At 51.8% G+C, this 18,330-nt stretch carries 11 protein-coding genes; 5 read left to right on the top strand and 6 right to left on the bottom strand.

Annotated elements, in window-relative coordinates:
• Positions 1-156: 156 nt before the first annotated feature.
• Entirely contained in the window at positions 157-675 is a 519-nt protein-coding gene (locus HMPREF2958_RS05635; RefSeq protein WP_070448540.1) for a hypothetical protein, read from the bottom strand.
• Positions 676-1,216: 541 nt separating this feature from the next.
• Here HMPREF2958_RS05635 and HMPREF2958_RS05630 point away from each other — a divergent pair.
• The 5 genes from HMPREF2958_RS05630 (at position 1,217) to metG (ending at position 7,607) form a co-directional block, all read left to right on the top strand.
• On the top strand, positions 1,217-3,037 hold the full coding sequence (locus HMPREF2958_RS05630) for an acetolactate synthase large subunit (RefSeq protein WP_048753200.1): 1,821 nt from the start codon (positions 1,217-1,219) through the stop codon (positions 3,035-3,037).
• On the top strand, positions 3,037-3,537 hold the full coding sequence (ilvN, locus tag HMPREF2958_RS05625; protein ID WP_004004952.1) for an acetolactate synthase small subunit: 501 nt from the start codon (positions 3,037-3,039) through the stop codon (positions 3,535-3,537). The genes HMPREF2958_RS05630 and ilvN overlap by 1 nt, the downstream gene beginning before the upstream one ends.
• 157 nt (positions 3,538-3,694) lie before the next feature.
• Complete coding sequence (ilvC, locus tag HMPREF2958_RS05620) at positions 3,695-4,723, top strand: ketol-acid reductoisomerase (protein ID WP_048779010.1); 1,029 nt, start codon at positions 3,695-3,697, stop codon at positions 4,721-4,723.
• 307 nt (positions 4,724-5,030) lie between these two features.
• A complete protein-coding gene (locus HMPREF2958_RS05615) occupies positions 5,031-5,852 on the top strand; it encodes a YwqG family protein (RefSeq protein ID WP_246828053.1) in 822 nt (273 codons plus the stop codon).
• Between the two features lie 207 nt (positions 5,853-6,059).
• Positions 6,060-7,607 carry a methionine--tRNA ligase gene (metG, locus tag HMPREF2958_RS05610; protein ID WP_070697207.1) on the top strand — a complete coding sequence of 516 codons (1,548 nt, stop codon included), beginning with the start codon at positions 6,060-6,062 and terminating at the stop codon, positions 7,605-7,607.
• Between the two features lie 130 nt (positions 7,608-7,737).
• Here metG and HMPREF2958_RS05605 read toward each other — a convergent pair whose 3' ends face one another.
• The 5 genes from HMPREF2958_RS05605 to HMPREF2958_RS05585 form a co-directional block, all read right to left on the bottom strand.
• Positions 7,738-10,464 (bottom strand): FtsX-like permease family protein, encoded by a 2,727-nt coding sequence (locus tag HMPREF2958_RS05605; protein WP_070697206.1) that lies wholly within the window; start codon positions 10,462-10,464, stop codon positions 7,738-7,740.
• Positions 10,465-10,466: 2 nt separating this feature from the next.
• Positions 10,467-11,228, bottom strand: coding sequence for an ABC transporter ATP-binding protein (locus tag HMPREF2958_RS05600; protein ID WP_004004947.1), 762 nt, complete (start codon positions 11,226-11,228; stop codon positions 10,467-10,469).
• Positions 11,229-11,624: 396 nt separating this feature from the next.
• On the bottom strand, positions 11,625-14,381 hold the full coding sequence (locus HMPREF2958_RS05595; RefSeq protein ID WP_070697204.1) for an ABC transporter permease: 2,757 nt from the start codon (positions 14,379-14,381) through the stop codon (positions 11,625-11,627).
• A 2-nt stretch (positions 14,382-14,383) separates the two neighbouring features.
• On the bottom strand, positions 14,384-15,145 hold the full coding sequence (locus HMPREF2958_RS05590) for an ABC transporter ATP-binding protein (RefSeq protein ID WP_070697203.1): 762 nt from the start codon (positions 15,143-15,145) through the stop codon (positions 14,384-14,386).
• 249 nt (positions 15,146-15,394) lie between these two features.
• On the bottom strand, positions 15,395-18,211 hold the full coding sequence (locus HMPREF2958_RS05585; RefSeq protein WP_070697201.1) for an ABC transporter permease: 2,817 nt from the start codon (positions 18,209-18,211) through the stop codon (positions 15,395-15,397).
• Between the last annotated feature and the right edge of the window lie 119 nt (positions 18,212-18,330).

The raw sequence follows: 18,330 nt of genomic DNA, 5'->3' as shown, positions 1-18,330 counted from the left end.
CTCTTAATCAATGGGTTCTGGGTTCGAGTCCCAGAGGGCGCACAGAATAAACCCCGTCACTATCTGTGACGGGGTTTGCTTTTTTATACAGTCCGGCTGGATTAGTGTATATGCATTATCCGTGACAGCCCTGTATGGTACAGGCCGTTTAAGAGTCTAGAGAACAGGCCAGCGTGAGGTTACAAACTCGCGGAAGGCAGAGACGTCGCGACTTTGATTGAGAACGCCGGTCCCGTGAATGGTGGTAATCTCAGGCGCATCCTCAAAAATAAGCAGGAAAGAGCTGCCGTTCACCGATTCAATAGCCACCGAATGTTCACCTACCCGGTATGCGTGCAGCGCATTTGTGTTATCAATGGTGGATGCAGTACCAGCAGGCGTAACATCTGGCATGCGGATAGGGGCGATAATAACCTCGTCAGGAACCTCTTGGTAGCCCACCAAAAAATGCTCCTGCATAGGTTCTTGATGTTGGTCGATATCGGGGTTGCGGTAGATGGCGCTTCCGGTAGCGTAGACCAAGTTGTAGGCCCCATAGTTAATAATCTGCTCATCAAATGCAGGGTGGAGCACCTTGATGAGCTGTTCTCCCGTAAGAGCCTCGGCGCTCTGTGGTTGGTTAGACTGCTCCGGTGTAGGGGAGGGTGAAGCAGCCAGGTTTTGCGAGTCGGTCATGTACTCATCTTACCGGCGAAGGCGTTCTACGTCACTGCATCACGTCACATATTTACCTGGGGGATTCCTGGAGCTCGCAGATTACCGTGAGAGTCTAGGATACGAGACTCTTGCCTGCGCCGCACTGAATACTTTACAGCTATCTCGAACGCAGGGACCCCAACACGGTATCCAAAGCGTTGAGTAAGCGCTCGAAAATATATCGAAAGTACACGCAATGCGAAGAAATTAGAGAAACTCTCATAAAAACGGCGTGGAAATTTGACTCATGACATCAAGAGCGAGACTATATAAAGGTGCAAACACGCAAGACGCAGCGAATTCTTAGCCTTGTCGTCGTCGCCTAGGGCGCTTCACAAGGTAGATTTTCTGTGAATAGAATGTGCGCCCTTCGCAACACCATAGCGGAGGGTATTTTTATAGCTAAAGGCGCCCGACCGGAGCCTACAGCGAGCGAAACAGTGCGTAAGATACCCGAACAGGCGGGCTTCACGCGCATCTGTCGAGAACTAGAAAACAATACAAACGAGGCATCATTATTATGACCACGGGATTTTCGATTAACTCCGCGGGTAGTGGGCAGGCTGAAGAAAAAGCCCCTGCTGCCGAACGCATGACCGGCTCGCAAGCGATTATTCGTACACTCGAACTTTTGGGTGTTACCGATGTCTTCGGTCTGCCAGGTGGCGCAATTCTGCCCACCTACGACCCCTTGATGGATTCTTCCAAAATTAACCACATCCTCGTTCGTCATGAGCAGGGGGCAGGGCATGCGGCTCAAGGGTATGCAACTTCCACCGGCAAAGTCGGCGTGTGTATTGCAACATCAGGGCCGGGCGCCACAAACCTGATCACCGCGATCGCGGACGCCAATATGGACTCCGTTCCGCTGGTAGCTATCACCGGTCAGGTTTCCACCAAACTTCTGGGCACCGACGCCTTCCAAGAAGCGGATGTGGTGGGCATGACCATGCCGATTACCAAGCACTCCTTCATGATTTCTGATCCACAGGATATTCCGCGTGCGCTCTCTGCCGCGTTCCATATCGCCTCCACCGGACGCCCCGGCCCCGTGCTCGTGGACATCACCAAGGATGCGCAGGTCGGTATGATGGAGTTCAACTGGCCTCCCAAGGTTGAGGTGCGTGGGTATACTCCCGTAACCCGTGGTCACTCCAAGCAGATTCGTGAAGCGGCCAAGCTCATCAGTGAATCCAAACGTCCCGTGCTGTACGTTGGCGGCGGTATTATCCGCTCCGGTGCATCCGAGGAGCTGGCAAAGCTCGCCGAAATTACTGGGGCTCCCGTGGTGACCACGTTGAACGCCCGTGGTGCTTTCCCAGACTCCAATCCGCAAAACCTGGGCATGCCTGGTATGCACGGCACCGTTCCCGCCGTGTTCGCTATGCAGAAATCCGATCTGCTGATTACTCTAGGGGCTCGTTTTGACGACCGCGTGACCGGTAAACTCGACTCTTTCGCCCCCGAAGCCAAGGTCATCCACATTGACGTAGACCCGGCAGAAATCTCCAAGATTCGCTTCGCAGACGTGCCGATCGTGGGTGATTTGCGCTATGTGCTCCCCGAACTCAATGAACTGCTCTCCACCGAGTTCGCCAATAAGTTGCCGGATTTGGGGCAGTGGTGGGTTGAACTTGATACCATCAAGAACGACTACCCCCTTGGGTACACCAAGACCGATGATGGTTTGGGATCCCCCCAGCACGTATTGGAGCGCCTGAGCGCCCTCACCGGCCCCGATGCTTTCTACGTGACCGGCGTGGGACAGCATCAAATGTGGGGCGCACATTTCATCGGCCAAGAGAAACCACGGCATTTCCTCAGCTCAGCAGGACTCGGCACTATGGGATACTGCGTTCCCGCCGCTATGGGCGTGAAAGTTGCCAACCCAGACTCAATTGTGTGGGCTATTGATGGTGACGGTTGTTTTCAGATGACCAACCAGGAACTTGCCACCTGCGCACAGAACAACATTCCCATCAAGGTTGCCGTGGTCAATAACTCCTCGCTGGGTATGGTGCGTCAGTGGCAGGCACTCTTCTACGATGGTCGATACTCCAACACCCACCTGCGCACCGGGCACGGAACCGACCGCATCCCTGACTTTGTGAAGCTTGGCGACGCCTATGGATGCGCCACTTTCCGCTGCGAGAGGGACGAAGATGTGGACGAGGTTATCAAACAAGCGCTCGCTATCAACGACCGTCCCGTGGTGATTGACTTTACTGTGAGCCCCGATGCCATGGTGTGGCCGATGGTGCCCGCCGGCGTATCAAACGACCTCATCCAAATCGCTAAAAACACGTCACCCGATTTCGGTCGAGAAGAGGGAGAAAACTAATGAGCCTGCACACCCTATCCGTTTTAGTTGAAGACAAACCCGGTGTGCTCTCACGCGTGACCGGTTTGTTCTCTCGCCGCATGTTCAATATTCAGTCTTTGGCGGTGGGACCCACCGAGGTTCCTGACGTTTCGCGCATCACAATTGTTGCTGATGGTGAGCCTGAGACTTTGGAACAGCTCACTAAGCAGCTCAACAAGCTGATCCATGTGCTTAAGGTGGTGGAGCTAGCCCCAGAGACTTCAACACAGCGTGATCACATCATGGTTAAGGTCAAGGCGGATGCCGCCGCTCGCCTGCAGGTTGTGCAGGCCGCTGACCTTTTCCGTGCTTCGGTTATTGATGTCTCTACCGAGTCCGTGGTGATTGAGGCAACCGGTTCTCCCGAAAAGCTCAACGCCTTGCTTGATGTTCTTGAACCTTACGGAGTGCGAGAGATTGTGCGTGCTGGGACCATTGCACTCTCTCGTGGTCCACGTTCCATGAGTGAACGTATCTAACGCTAAAACCCTGTCAGGATGTGGGAAGCACCGCCCGCGGTTTGATACTTCCCGCATCCTGAGATTTATCACAGAACGCCCATGAGCGGCGCCACGTCTAGTAAACTTAACGCCTGAGCCTGAGTTCGGGCTAAACCTATTATTTTGAGGAGACAAAATGGCAGCAACCATTTTCTACAACGACGATGCAGACCTCGCCCCAGTCCAGGGACGTACCGTTGCGATTATCGGTTATGGTTCTCAGGGACATGCACACGCTCTGAACCTGCGTGATTCTGGAGTCAAGGTTATTGTTGGTCTGGCTGAGGGCTCCAAATCCCGCGCTAAGGCTGAAGCAGAAGGTCTGCGCGTAGCTACCGTTGCTGAAGCTGCAGCTGAGGCGGACCTCATCATGATTCTGACCCCGGACCAGGTACAGGCTCAGGTCTACAAAGAGAGCATTGAACCCAACCTGAAGCCTGGCGACGCTCTGTTCTTCGCACATGGCTTCAACATTCACTTCGGGTACATCACCGTTCCCGAAGGTGTGGATGTAGCTATGGTTGCGCCGAAGGGTCCCGGCCATACCGTGCGTCGTGAATATGAAGCAGGTCGTGGTGTGCCCGCTCTCGTTGCCGTTGAGAAGGATCCGTCCGGTAAAGCTCTGGATCTTGCTCTGTCCTACGCTAAGGCACTCGGTGCAACCCGTGCAGGTGTTATTAAGACCACTTTCACCGAAGAAACCGAGTCTGACCTCTTTGGTGAGCAGGCGGTGCTGTGCGGTTCGCTTTCGCAGCTGGTTCAGTACGGTTTCGAGGTTCTTACCGAGGCAGGGTACCAGCCTGAAATTGCATACTTCGAGGTTCTGCACGAACTCAAGCTCATTGTGGATCTGATGATTGAGGGCGGTATTGCTAAGCAGCGTTGGTCCATTTCCGACACCGCCGAGTACGGCGACTACGTCTCCGGTCCTCGCGTGATTTCTCCTCAGGTCAAGGAGAACATGAAGGAAGTTCTCGCCGATATCCAGAACGGCGCCTTCGCAAAACGCTTCATGGACGATCAGGCCGCAGGCGCACCCGAGTTCAAGGAACTGCGTGCTAAGGGCGAGTCTCACCCGATTGAAGCTACCGGTCGCAAACTGCGCGAGCTGTTCTCGTGGAACACTGTTGACGATGACTATACCGAAGGTTCGGTGGCTCGCTAAGCACTAAGCTACTAGCGTTTCTGGGGGTGTCTATCATGATGATAGGCACCCCTTCGTGTGTGCTTGGCCTTTGAGATATTTATGGCGACTAATAGTAACGCCCTGAAATTTCTTTCCTGCCGTATATACCACCTACCTGAGCGGCTGGAGCTATATGGTGCTGTTCCTGCTACTGGACAAAACAGGTAATGACGAAATCGGTTGTGTATTGGCTCGGGAAGGTGCTCTCATTAAACTAGGGCGCAGGCGGAAACACCTGCACAACCCAGCAATGACCATAGATAGAACCGTTGAAGGAGAGTTCCCCGTGAGTGATATTGTTGAGAAAGCTGCTGCCCTTGTTGAAGAGCTCTATACCGAGAACCCATTACCCACTATTGGGATTAAGCCCTCTGAGGCTGCTGAGCCGCTGCCGGTGACCGTCTCGAAGTTCGGGGGAGTGCCGTATCTTCCCATCGGCGTGGAGGCACCCACCGATTCAGACGGGGTGCCGATGGGTATGATTGCGCAAATCAACTGTACTGAACTGCCGGAGAATCCCATTTATCCGCCCACCGGCATGGTGCAGTTCTGGGTGAGCACAAACGCAGGGTGGGGGATAGATAAGTGGGGGATATATAAGGGAGAGAACCACCGTGTGATCTATTATCCTCAGCTGGGTGAAGCGAATCCGGATGCGGTAGCGACTTGGGAGGATCATGAGCGGGAATTCTGGTGGCCTATCAAAAGTGAGTGTGCACTCGCATTTACGACGCCTGGGCGGGAAATATTTGCCCCGAACGATTCGATAAATCACCCGCTGCTTGAGAGGTGGAACCAGGCATACCCGGAACAGGCTATTATGAGCCTTTTTGACCTTGAAGATTTTGAGGTGGAAGAAATTGAGGAATTTACTGGTTCAGGGGACTACTCAAGGCTTGGTGGGTTACCGGACTTTGTACAGGGTGATCCACGCCGCGAATACCCTGAGAGCTCTGATATCCGCAGGCGTACCGTTAACCTGTTAACGATAAACTCGAACATAGGCGTGCTCTGGGGTGATTGTGGTACGGCGAACTGGGTGATTGCTCCGGACCGGTTGGCAGCCCGTGACTTCTCGCAGGTCTTCTATGAGTGGTCATGCGGCTAACGGGCCCAGCCTACAACGCACTGTTGTAAACGCAGGTGGCCCCTTCGCACATGCTGCGTGCTGAGCACCGTCACGGTGTGCAGCGTGCAACATGTGCGAGGGGGTCTGCTGCTGCAGCTGGGGTTGTGTGTGGGTACATGACGGCGTGCTTGTCGCATTACTGTTTCGCCGCATCTATGCTGAAAAACTGCGGTAAGATTAATAATTATGAGTGCTACCCCCTTCTACATCACGACTGCGATTTCTTACCCCAACGGAAACCCCCACATCGGTCATGCCTATGAGACCATTGCCGCCGATGTGCTGGCACGTTTCAAGCGACTCGACGGTTTTGACGTGCGCTTTATGACGGGCACCGACGAACACGGGCAGAAGATGCAGACCACCGCTGAGAAACAGGGGAAAACCGCCAAAGAACTCGCCGATGAGAACTCCGCCCGTTTCAAAGCGATGAACGATGCTCTCGGTATTAGCTACGATCGCTTTATTCGCACTACGGATCCGGATCATTATGAGGCATCTCAAGCAATCTGGAAGCGTATGGAAGAGAACGGGGATATCTACCTCGATAAATATGCCGGATGGTATTCTGTGCGGGATGAAGCCTATTACGCCGAGGATGAGACCGAAGAACGCGACGGGCAGCGCTACGCCATTTCTACCGGAACGGAAGTTGAGTGGACTGAGGAAGAGTCTTATTTCTTCCGCCTCTCAAAGTACGCCGATAAACTTCTAGAACTCTATAAGAACGAAGGGTATGTTTTCCCTGAATCGCGTCGCAATGAGCTGATCTCATTCGTCAAGGGCGGTTTGAATGACCTTTCGATTTCACGCACCACCTTCAACTGGGGTGTCCCCGTGCCCGGCAACGATAAACATGTCATGTACGTGTGGGTGGATGCGCTGACTAACTACCTGACCGGGCTTGGCTACCCCAATACGGACGGGGAACTGTTCACGAAATATTGGCCCGCTGATCTGCACCTGATCGGTAAGGATATTACTCGATTCCACTCTATCTATTGGCCTGCTTTCCTCTGGTCTGCCGGTCTTGAGCTGCCCAAACGTGTTTTTGGGCATGGGTTCCTTCTGGTAAATGGCGAGAAAATGTCGAAGTCGGTGGGCAACGTGGTGGACCCCGCGGATCTTGTGGCAGCGTTCGGGCTGGATCAGGTCCGATTCTTCCTGATGCGCGAGGTCTCTTTCGGACAAGACGGCTCATACTCCGAAGAATCTATTATCAACCGTATTAATTCTGATTTGGCGAATAACCTGGGTAATCTGGCGCAGCGTTCGCTCTCAATGGTTGCTAAGAACTGTGACGGTAGGGTACCGACCCCTGGAGAATTTACTGAGGCTGACCGCAAGATTCTGGCCGATGCTTCCGCACTTTATGAACCGGTGCGGGCAGACTATGATGAGCAGGCGTTCCACCGTGCCCTAGAGCGCATCTGGACTGTGCTTGCCGATACGAATGCTTACTTTGCGGAACAGGAACCGTGGACTCTGCGCAAGAACGGCGAGTTTGAGCGTATGAATACCGTACTCTACGTGACTCTTGAGGTGGTCCGTCAGGTTGCCATTCTGATGCAGCCGGTTATGCCCAATTCGATGGAGAAACTTCTTGACCTGCTGGGGGTAGCAGAAGGGGAGGAACGCCTTTTCGCTGCGCTCCCTAAGAACCTGACAGCTGGGAAGGAGCTTCCTGCACCGACCCCGGTTTTCCCGCGATACGAAGCGCCAAAAGAGGTATAGAATCACACTATAAAGTACAGAATATCCCGGAACCTCCAAAGAGGTTCCGGGATATTTTTGATAGTGAGGGCTCCCGGTATTATCTATAACACCGGGAGCCCTCACCCGTTGCAGGATCTAGCCTACCTGATTAGTGGGAACTCAGCCCTTCTACCGGGGACTGTCGCGCCGACCGGAAGGCTGGGATAGCCGACGCTGCAAACGCAGCGATGATACCCACGATGAGCACGAGAACCAGACCGCTGACAGGTAGAACTACTGCCATCGCCATGGACTCGCGAGTAGCGTGTACCAGTACTTGAGAAAGTACAAGGCCTATACCCACACCCGAAACGATACCCATCGCCAACGCGCCGAGAGTAATCATGACAGCCTCGGTCGAAACCATACGCCGCAGCTGCTTGCGGGACAGGCCCAGCGAGCGGAGCATCGCATTCTCCCTGCGACGTTCGTTCACCGATAGGGTCATAGTATTCGCCACACCGATAATGGCGATCACAATAGCCAGTGCCAGCAGGATCAAGGCACCACTGAGCATAATATTCAGCATTTGGTCATTATTCTTGCGAATCTGAAGACCACCCTGAAAATCGGTTCCGTTGTTTGCCTTGGCAAGCTCCCCTTGAAGCTCGGTATTATCGCTTGATGACAGTGGAGTGCTTGCCCGCACCAGAACCATGGTTGCTGTACCGCGTGCTGCGAAACTACGCGCCAAGGCGGGGTTTTCCTGAGCCGCTTTCATGAGCGCTTCTTGGGCGGCGGGATCGTCCGGCAATGCCTGATTACTAGCGGCCTGCGGATCAGATGCATTCTGAACCTGGGCACCGGTTTCCGGTGATACCACGAAGAACGGTTCCTTAGTGTTTGCCTTGACGGGTTTGAGCTCAATCTCGCCAAGAGGACCGCTGACCTTAAGACGAGTGCTGTTATCGAACTTACCCAGATCCCAAATATCCTGGGGAACAAGTACCTCATCATTCTTTACATTGGTACCTGATTCTCCGGTTGCTACCTTGTGCAGATCATCGTTGCTAAGTGCAATTACATTGTCTTTGAGATTGGCGGAGTCTGCGTTATCGGGCTTTGCTGTGTATTCGATAACGCCCGCAGCCGAGCCGACGCTGACAGCCTCAACATTCTTCGTGCCCCTGATCTTATCAGCAACTTCGTGAGCCTTTGTCACGCTTGCGCTGCCGTTAGTTGTGGTAGATTCACCGAAAGGAGCGTATGCCGAAATCGGCGATATCCTATCAATCTCTTGGGCAATGGAGGCGCTCATCACTGAGTGGCTGGTGAGAACAGCGGAAATAACCAAGGTTCCTACTAGCACGGCTCGCCCAGTGGAGACCGTGCGTTTGGGTGAGCGCAAGGAATTTGCTAACGCCAGTTTACCCGTTTGCCCGCGCAGAGCTACGCCGAAAAAACGAACCAGAGGGATGAGAACCCACGGGGTGAGAAGAAAGACTGCTATGCCGAGGAAGAGGCATGCCAGCAGTACGGAAGAGATAGCAGATCCGCCGTCTTTATTCCCTATAGCCGCGATAGCGATAATAACGCCTGCAAGAGCGGAGAGAATACCGAAGATTCCTCCTAAAACACTAGGTTTCTTGACCGCCTGGCTTGTGCTTGCGCTCATGGCACTAATAGGGGAAATACTCAGTGCGGTGCGCGCCGGTATAAGTGAAGCGAGTACGGTCACAGCGGTGCACATGAGTACGCCTGCAATAAACGCCGTGGGGGAGAAATTGACGATGAACGAGCTGAACATCGCGTTTAGAATGCCACCGACCGCGTATACCAGTCCTGAACCGATGACTGAGAAGAAGACCCCAATTATTAGTGATTCTATGAGGAGCATCCGCACCAGCGAACCACCGCGGGCACCCAGAGTACGCAGCAGGGCGAGTTCGCGTACGCGCTGCCCCACCAGCACCGCGAAGGTGTTCGAAATGACGAACGAAGAAACTAACAGAGCCAGAATTGCGAAGGCGATAAGAATGGTATTCAGCGAGTTGAAGAGCGTTGAGAACTGTTTCTTAAGGTGATCTATCATCTGCGTGTTAGAGAGCACCTTGGGGGTGGTGTTTTTATCACCGGTGTTCAGTTCTTTCTGCAGGGCGTCACGCGATTCCTGAGTATTGTTCTTGAGCTTAATGAATGCCTGAGGCGCCATGGGTTTAGCGGGGTCTGAGACGATCCCGCCCTCTTCCTCTGCAAGCTGACGCGCGGTATCCGCAAGACCGGTGCCACCAATAAAAACGTTGTCGCTCATCTGTGAATCTGAGATACCGGTGTTAAAGGTAGCTGTGAGGGTGTACTCGGTGTCTTTCGCGTTATCCTTATCGGTGGCTGAGGTGACGATATTGGGCATGGTTACCTTATCGCCAATTTTCAGGTTGTGTTTCTCGGCGAAGCTCTTAGCGACCAGGAGTTCGGTGTCTGTGGACGGGAGATTCCCCTCAATATCAAAGGGCGAAAGGTCCTTTGACGGTGGCGCAGAACCGTATGCTACCTTCTCCTTATCGGCTCCGTAGGTGCCGGAAAAAGTGTATAGAATCCAGGATGAGCTAACCTCTGGAGATTCCTGAATCTTCTTAACCGTGTCATTGGACATCGGGAACTTAGCGGTTGAGTTCTGATTATCCTGGTCCATGACACCCGCAGAGACTACCATGTTCTCGGAGTTAGCGTAGACATCGCCGATAGTCGCATCCATCGTGGCCTGAAGCGATGCGGTAAGCATCAGCACTGCTGAGATGAAGAACGATGAAATGGCGATACCAATACCCGTGAGAATGTATTTCTTCTTGGAGGAGCGGATATTTGCCCGCGCCACCGTATTAAGCGTTGCAGCCAATGTTATTCACCTTCCAACTGGCCCATAGCCTGAAGCACCGCGTCGTGGGTGGGATTAAGCATTTCGCCAGCAATCATGCCGTCTTTGAGGAAGACCACGCGGTCTGCGTAGGATGCTGCGTGTGCATCGTGGGTTACCATGAGGATGGTCTGTTGGTGCTCGGTTGCCGCATCCCGGAGAAGCCGCAGGACCTCAGCTCCGGAGTTTGAATCGAGGTTGCCGGTGGGCTCGTCGGCGAAGACGACGTCCGGACGGGAGAGCAACGCACGCACAATAGCGACGCGTTGCTGTTGACCGCCGGAGAGCTGTTCGGGACGGTGATCCAGACGTTTTTGCAGCCCTAGGGTTTGAACAAGGTAGTCGCGCCACACCGAATCGGGCTTTTTACCGGCCAAGCCGAGCGGCAAATCGATATTCTGCCCGGCGGTAAGGGTTGGAACTAGGTTGAATGCCTGGAAAATAAACCCGACATGCTCACGGCGGAATTCGGTAAGCTGATTGTCTTTTTGGCCGTAGAGGTCGGTATCGCCGATGCGAATAATCGTCTCTGGATTACGATCTGGAGTATCGAGCGTGGCGAGAGTTTGCATCAGGGTTGATTTACCAGAACCGGAAGGCCCCATGATGGCGGTGAACTTGCCGTACTCGAAGTCGATGTTCACATTGTTAAGGGCATGAACGATGGCTTCGCCCGTGCCGTAGGTCTTGGACAGATTACGTGTTGCTACCGCAGGTTCGTATGCGGGAATTGTTGATGTGCTCATGATTTAATTGTTTCAAGATTGCAAAAATATATCCCCTGACATTTGTCATCCTTTGAGCTGAAATTCTTGAAGACAAAATAAATGGCACTCATACTTTTGGATGAGAAATACTAGGGATTGAAAAAAGCAAGCCTCCGTAAGGATGAAAATATCCACGAAGAAGAAAAATAATTAAATAAAAAAATTTAGAGCCTCTGCAATAATTATGGACGCTATTTTGATCCCTAGAAAGTAAGAATATATAGACTATTTAGATCTATAAAAGTGGGTTTTCTAAGTTTTATATCCGGGACTTCTACACGTAAAAATAACTCGGGAGCACGAACCACATAAAAAGGGCAAACTCCCTAATGTGGGGAGTTCGCCCTTTTCGATGCAGGTTATTTCGCCAATCGACTAGCCTCGCATGCCCTCCACAGGGGAGAGACGGGCCGATCGGGCCGCTGGTAATATCGAGGCAACGAACGCCGATACCAGACCTACCAGCAGAACAAAGAACAATCCAAGGTAAGGAAGATCAATGACGACTTCAGTAGAAGAACTGGTACCTGCAATCACAACTTTAGCGGCGGCAATACCAATTCCAACACCCGCGAGGATGCCTAGGATCACGGCTCCTAAGGTAATCAGAATTGCCTCGGCTGAAATCATGCGACGCAGCTGTTTGCGGGAGAGACCCAGTGAGCGAAGCATCGCATTCTCGCGGCGACGCTCGTTCACCGACAAAGTCATCGTATTGGCTACACCGATAATCGAGATGACTACGGCCAGGGCAAGAAGAACTAATGTGAAGATCAGCATGATCATCATAATCTGATCAAATTGCTGGCGTCCCTGCAAACCACCGGTGAATTCGTTACCGTCATTAGCCTTGGTGAGCTGTTCCTGAAGAGTCGAGTTTGCACTTGAGGAAAGCGGTGACTTGGCGTGAACGAGCACCATAGTCTGGGCACCGGTAGCCCCACTTGTCGATGATGCAGCAGAGCTCTGCTCCCCAGTATCCGGGGCAGCTTCTGCAGGAACTTGAGCGTTTTCAGGAGCCTGTGATGAATCTAGTAGAGGCTTTGGATCTGAGGCGTTCTGCAGCTTGGCACCGGTCGTGGGATTCACAATATATAGCGACATATTGTTGCTGGTGGACTTGATGGGTTTTAACTCTACCGTCCCCAGAGGACCACGTGCTTTAAGGCGAGTGGAGTCATTGAAGTGGGCATTATCATAAAGGGCAGCCGAGACAAGCACGGTATCATCTTCGAGCTGATGTGACCCTTCAGTCGGAATGACCTTTGTGAGATCGTCGTGGCTGAGTGCTACCAGATTCTCGGTGCGATTCTGTGCTTCACCACCGTCTTTCGGAGGAACCGTGAAATCAACGGTACCCGCTGCAGAAGCCACAGCAACACTATCGACGTTTTCCAAACCGCGAACTTTATCAGCGACAGAGCGCGCCTTATTGACGCTCTCAGATCCTGCTGTAGGTCCGGTACCGTAGGTGGCTGCCGCAGAGATCGGGTATAGCTTATCCATCGCGTTCGCCACGGTGGATGTCATGATGGAATATCCGGTCAGTACTGTAGTGACGACAAGTGCGCCTACCAGGACCGCGCGCCCGGTCGAAACGGTACGTTTCGGGGAACGCAGTGCATTTGCTACCGCCAATTTTCCGGTCTGGTTGCGGAAGACTGAGCCCAGGACACGAACAAGGGGCAGAAGAAGCCACGGGGTCAGCATAAAGACCGCAATGCCCAGCAGAAGCGCGGCAATCATAACGAGAAGAACAGAGGTTCCTGCATTTGAGCTATCGTTATTCTGCGTGATGGTGTTGAACGCAACGATCATGAGTGCACCGCCGCCAGCACCGATAACAAGACCCGCAATAAGGCCTGCGATGTTCGGCTTCTTGACCGCCTGAGCCGTAGTTTCGCCCATCGCGCTGATGGGAGAAATCTTCAAAGCGGTACGCGCCGGAGCAAGCGAGGCAATAACCGTTACCAAGGTGCACAGTACAACACCGACAACAAAAGCCATCGGATCGTAAGAAACCATGAAACTATTATTGGATAGCGCACTCAGCAATGCCGCGATCGGATACACGAGAACCGCGCCAATAGTGGAGAAAATGACGCCCACAACAAGCGATTCAACCACAAGCATACGTACCAAGGACGAGCCCTGTGCCCCTAGAGTACGTAACAACGCCAGTTCGCGGATGCGCTGTCCCACGAGAACCGCAAAGGTATTCGAGATAACGAACGAAGAAACCAAAAGCGCTAATGCGGCAAAGGCGCCTAAGATGACACCGAGGAACGTGAATATCGTGGAGAGCTGTTTCTTTACAACCTCCATGTACTCAGGACCGGACATAACAGAAGGCTCAGTTTTTTTGTCACCCGTGTTGAGTTTCTTCTGCAGCTCTGCGCGAGCAGCGGCGTCGTCCGTTCCTTTGAACTTGACGTATGCCATGCTGGCACCGGGAACAGCGTAGTTTGCAGAAGAAGCACCCCCAGCATTTTTGAGTGCCTTGTTAGCTGCCTCCCCATAGGAAGTTCCGCCAATAAACATAGCATTATTCGTATCGGAGCCTGAGAATCCGACATCAAAAATACCAGTGATGGTGTACTCGCGCGTAGTTCCTGTATTTGGGTCAGAGATCGACGCGACTATATCAGGGGAACTGACCTTAGAATTAAGTTGAAGATTATGCTTTTGTGCAAAATCTTTCGAGACCATCAGCTCGGTGTCTGAGGTCGGCAATTTACCTTCAAAGTCGAAGGGAAAAAGATCTGCGCTGTTAGGCGCTTGGGTATAAGAAACTTGAGTTTTATCGGGACCAAACTTACCCCGACCCTGGTAGACAATCCACGACTGATCGACTGAATCATCATTCTGAATATTTTTGATGCTCTCTTCATCCAGATAGATATTTGCTTCAGTGTTAGAGTTATCGCGCGCATAGGAAGAGACAACAACGTTATCTGCTTTGGAAAGAATGCCATTTACCGATGCATTTAGAGTTCCCTGCAAAGAGCTGACTAATACAATAACGGCAGCAATAAAAAATGAAGAAATTGCGATACCGATTCCAGTAAGAATATATTTTCCTTTAGACGCGCGTAAATTAGTGCGTCCCACCGTATTAAGCGTTGTAGCCAATGTTATTCACCTTCCAACTGTCCCATGGCGTTTAGAACAGCATCGTGGGTAGGTTTGAGCATTTCGCCAGCTATGGCACCGTCTTTGAGGAAGACTACGCGGTCTGCGTAGGATGCTGCGTGTGCATCGTGGGTCACCATGAGGATGGTTTGCTGATGCTCGGTCGCTGCGGTTCGCAGGAGCTTGAGTACTTCGGTACCAGAATTTGAATCGAGGTTGCCGGTGGGCTCGTCGGCGAAGACGACGTCCGGGCGGGAGAGTAGTGCGCGTACGATGGCGACACGTTGTTGCTGACCACCGGAGAGCTGTTCGGGACGGTGGCTGAGCCGTTTTGTTAGACCCAAAGTCTCCACAAGATAATCGCGCCAAATAGGATCAGGCTTTTTGCCTGCCAGGCCAAGCGGTAAGTCGATATTCTGCCCGGCGGTGAGGGTGGGTACCAGGTTGAAGGCCTGGAAAATAAAGCCGATATGTTCGCGACGAAACTCGGTTAACTCTTTATCCCGCCGACCGTATAGCTCGGTATCGGCAATTTTGATGCTGGTGTTGGGGTTAATATCCGGGGTATCTAGGGTTGCCAAAGTCTGCATAAGGGTAGATTTACCGGAGCCGGAAGGCCCCATAATAGCGGTAAATTTACCCTGTTCGAAAGAAACTGTTACGTTATTGAGGGCATGTACCGTCGCCTCACCTGTGCCGTAAGTCTTGCTCAGGTTTTGGGCGGTAACAGCTGGTTTAACAGAAGTATCTAATGTAGTAGTCATAACACCAATTATCCCAAACTAGAATGAAAACCTGTGGGAGGTTTTATCATACTTTTGGGTGATTTCTGAAGTTCTGTCTCTAAAATAACCGTAACTATTTTCAAGGTAAAGTTAGTGAAATTACAGGCAATATTATAAGTAGAATACTTTCTCAGGAATGTATGCGAAAGTAATATATATGAATGTGTTCTATTAAATACTTGGTATAGTACAGTAATTTTTTATATGCTGTATAGAATCTGCACAGACTCAGTCTTCTCGAAGCGCCTGAACTGGTGAGACTTTTGAGGCGCGTACGGAGGGAACCCACGAAGCTAAGACAGCAATTCCTAAAGCGCCGAAGAATGCTATACAGTATTCCGTCAGGGGAATTCGGTAGATGATCTCAATGTTCTGTGGCGTGATAGCGCGTGTCAGGATAAACCCGGCAAGCGTGCCGCCGATGAGAGCAACCAGCAGCGCTGAAAGCGTGATAAGAATAGCTTCCATCATAATGACTGAACGTAACTGCTGACGCGAAAGCCCCAGAGTGCGGAGGAGCGCGTTTTCGCGGCTTCGTTCATGGGCTGAGAGCATCAAAGTATTACTTACCCCTAACACCGAAATCAGTACCATAAGAGCAATAATAGCCAGGATGGTATACATGATAACGATAAGGGAAATTTCGACAGCAGCGCGCATCTCTAGAATGCCCGCGAGATATAACCCGTGTGTTGTACGGGAAATATCCGTTAGATCATTCCGTAATTCTGTACTTTCATCAGAACTCAATCCCTGTTTGGCGCGCACTACCACATAGGACTCTCCAGTGGAAGAAGAACCTTCAAGAAGCTGGGGATGATCAAGATCCTGGACCTTGGCGGCGGTCTCACGTGAGATATAGGGGGTATGGTCATCAGTTTGCGAGTACACCGCAGTAAGCCGTAGGTCTCCACGTGGACCGTGAAGTGTAAAACTAGGTGGCTTATGCCCTTGCAAGGCATGTTGTTCTGAGCGAGGCAGAACCACCACATCACCCTGCAATATCGTTTCCGAGGTACCAGGCAATACTACGTCAATATCCTGGGGTGAAACCGCATAGGCAGCGGGAAGATCAGTATGGTCAAGAGTGCCAGCTGCAGCGCTGGGATTACTGCCTGCTTCATTCACCGGCCCATCTGAAGTTGTGAGAGTATGAGAATCATCATCGCAGGTGAGGTTTCCCGCATATTGTACAAACGCTTCAGACTGTACGGACGGCAGTTCTTGGACCCTGCGCTGCGCATCCTGTGCCTGGTGCATATACCGTTCTGCAGTGGATTCAGAATTCTGAGAATTGCGTGCAGTAGAGGAGTTACCCTCCGTATCCTTGGAGCCATTAAACGTTAGAACCGCTGCCGGATGGTCTGTCTGCTGTATAAAACTTGTGACAGATGCTTTAAGGGTCACATAACCTGTAAGCACCATAGCTATAAGCATCATTCCTACGAGGAGGGCTCGCCCGGTCGACACCATACGTGCCGGAGAACGCAGCGCATTTTTACACGCGATAGACCCTGTTAGGGTATGTGCTATCAGAGAGGACCAAAACTTCACGAGCGGTGAAAGTATTTTATGGGCTGCCGACAAAATAGCAAAGCCTAAGAGAGCAGCAGCAATAATACCCACAACAAGCACTTGAACGCTATGGGTGCCCTCCATGCCATCAGGCACATGCTCAGAGGATTTACTCATGAAGACTGCATACGCCACAATACTCGCCACAAGCAATAGCAGAGCGATAACCCCCTGACGCTTACCGTAGGTAGAAACCTGCTGTACTACGCCATCACGAAGCCCTTGCACAGGCGATACTTTTGATGCTGCATAGGCGGGTTTAAGAGCGGCGATCCAGGTGACGGCAACACACACTGGCAGAGTAACTCCCAAAGGGACCAGGGAAAAAGTGAAAACCAATGTATGAGCGGCCCACGACGTGATAACCGCCCAAAGAGCGTAGGCAAGTGTAATACCTAAAGAAGCTGCGAGAACTCCCAAAACCGTAGATTCTGCCAGCACTATAGTGAGAAGATTGGGGCGGCTGGCTCCTAAAGTACGCAGCAGAGCGAGCTCGCGGGTGCGCTGAGAAAGCAACACGCTAAATGTATTGGTGATAACAAAAGCAGAGACCATGAGGGCTAATGCTGCCAGACCTAAAAGGGCTGCGGTGAGCAGATCATTGGCAAAACCTATGTCCGGTTCTAATTTGTGGGCATATTCATGCGCTGGCACTACATACCCATGATCGTCGTGGTGCGCGGTAAATTCCCGCTTAAAATCTTCAACCGAAACACCCTCACGGAGCTTGACCGCAACTATATGCGCATCATGAACAATATTTGTTTTATGCTCGCGATGAGCAATTTTAGATGTCGTTGTTAGCATAGTGCCACCGGCAAAAACTGTTATTGAATCTTCAGATCCCAGGGGCGGAGAGTGGAAAGTACCAGTGATCGTATATTCCTTGGTGGGCAAGGAATCTTCTAAAGATAGTGTGCCGCCCTCAAAATTTGTAATGGACGTGGGAGTGGGCAGCTTTATTGTTGCGACCGGGTCAATGCCGTGAAATTTATCGCCTATGTTGAGATGCAAAGACTCACGAAGCGACTCTGGGAGCAGAATTTCATGATCATTCTGTGGCATTCGCCCCTGTATCTGATAAGGAAACAAATCCGGGTCAGTGGGAGCTTGAGAAATCGCATAGGGCACAGGGTCGCCCGGCGCGTCATGATACATGGCTGAAACTACCGAGTCTTCCCGGATACCAGCCACCTGGGGGCTATTACGGATATCTTCAACTTCCTCAACCGAGAGAGCGCCTGACGAGTTCTCCTTGGCTTGCCCCGAGATGTTGGTAGCAACAACCGCATCGCTGTTACGTACCTGATTGCCGTAGTGCGCCACATATGTGGCGGAAATGATTGTATTGAGAAGAAGCACGGCACTCAGGAAAAAAGCTGCAACCGCAATGCCCAGTCCCGTCAAAATATATTTACGCCAAGATGCGCGCAGATTTGCATATATCAGCGAGAGCAGAGAGGAGATCATGTAAAAAATCCTGTGGCGTACTACATCATAAATATCGGTCTACTATATAACCGTAAATGTTGGCTTGACGGATATTCATCATTCCCAAGAATGATTTTTCAGCCTTTTCACAGGTTCTG

Source organism: Rothia sp. HMSC036D11, from assembly GCF_001814205.1.
GTDB classification, from domain to species: domain Bacteria; phylum Actinomycetota; class Actinomycetes; order Actinomycetales; family Micrococcaceae; genus Rothia; species Rothia dentocariosa.
Note: the sequence above shows the minus strand (reverse complement) of the source record. Positions and strands in the feature narration are given on the sequence as shown.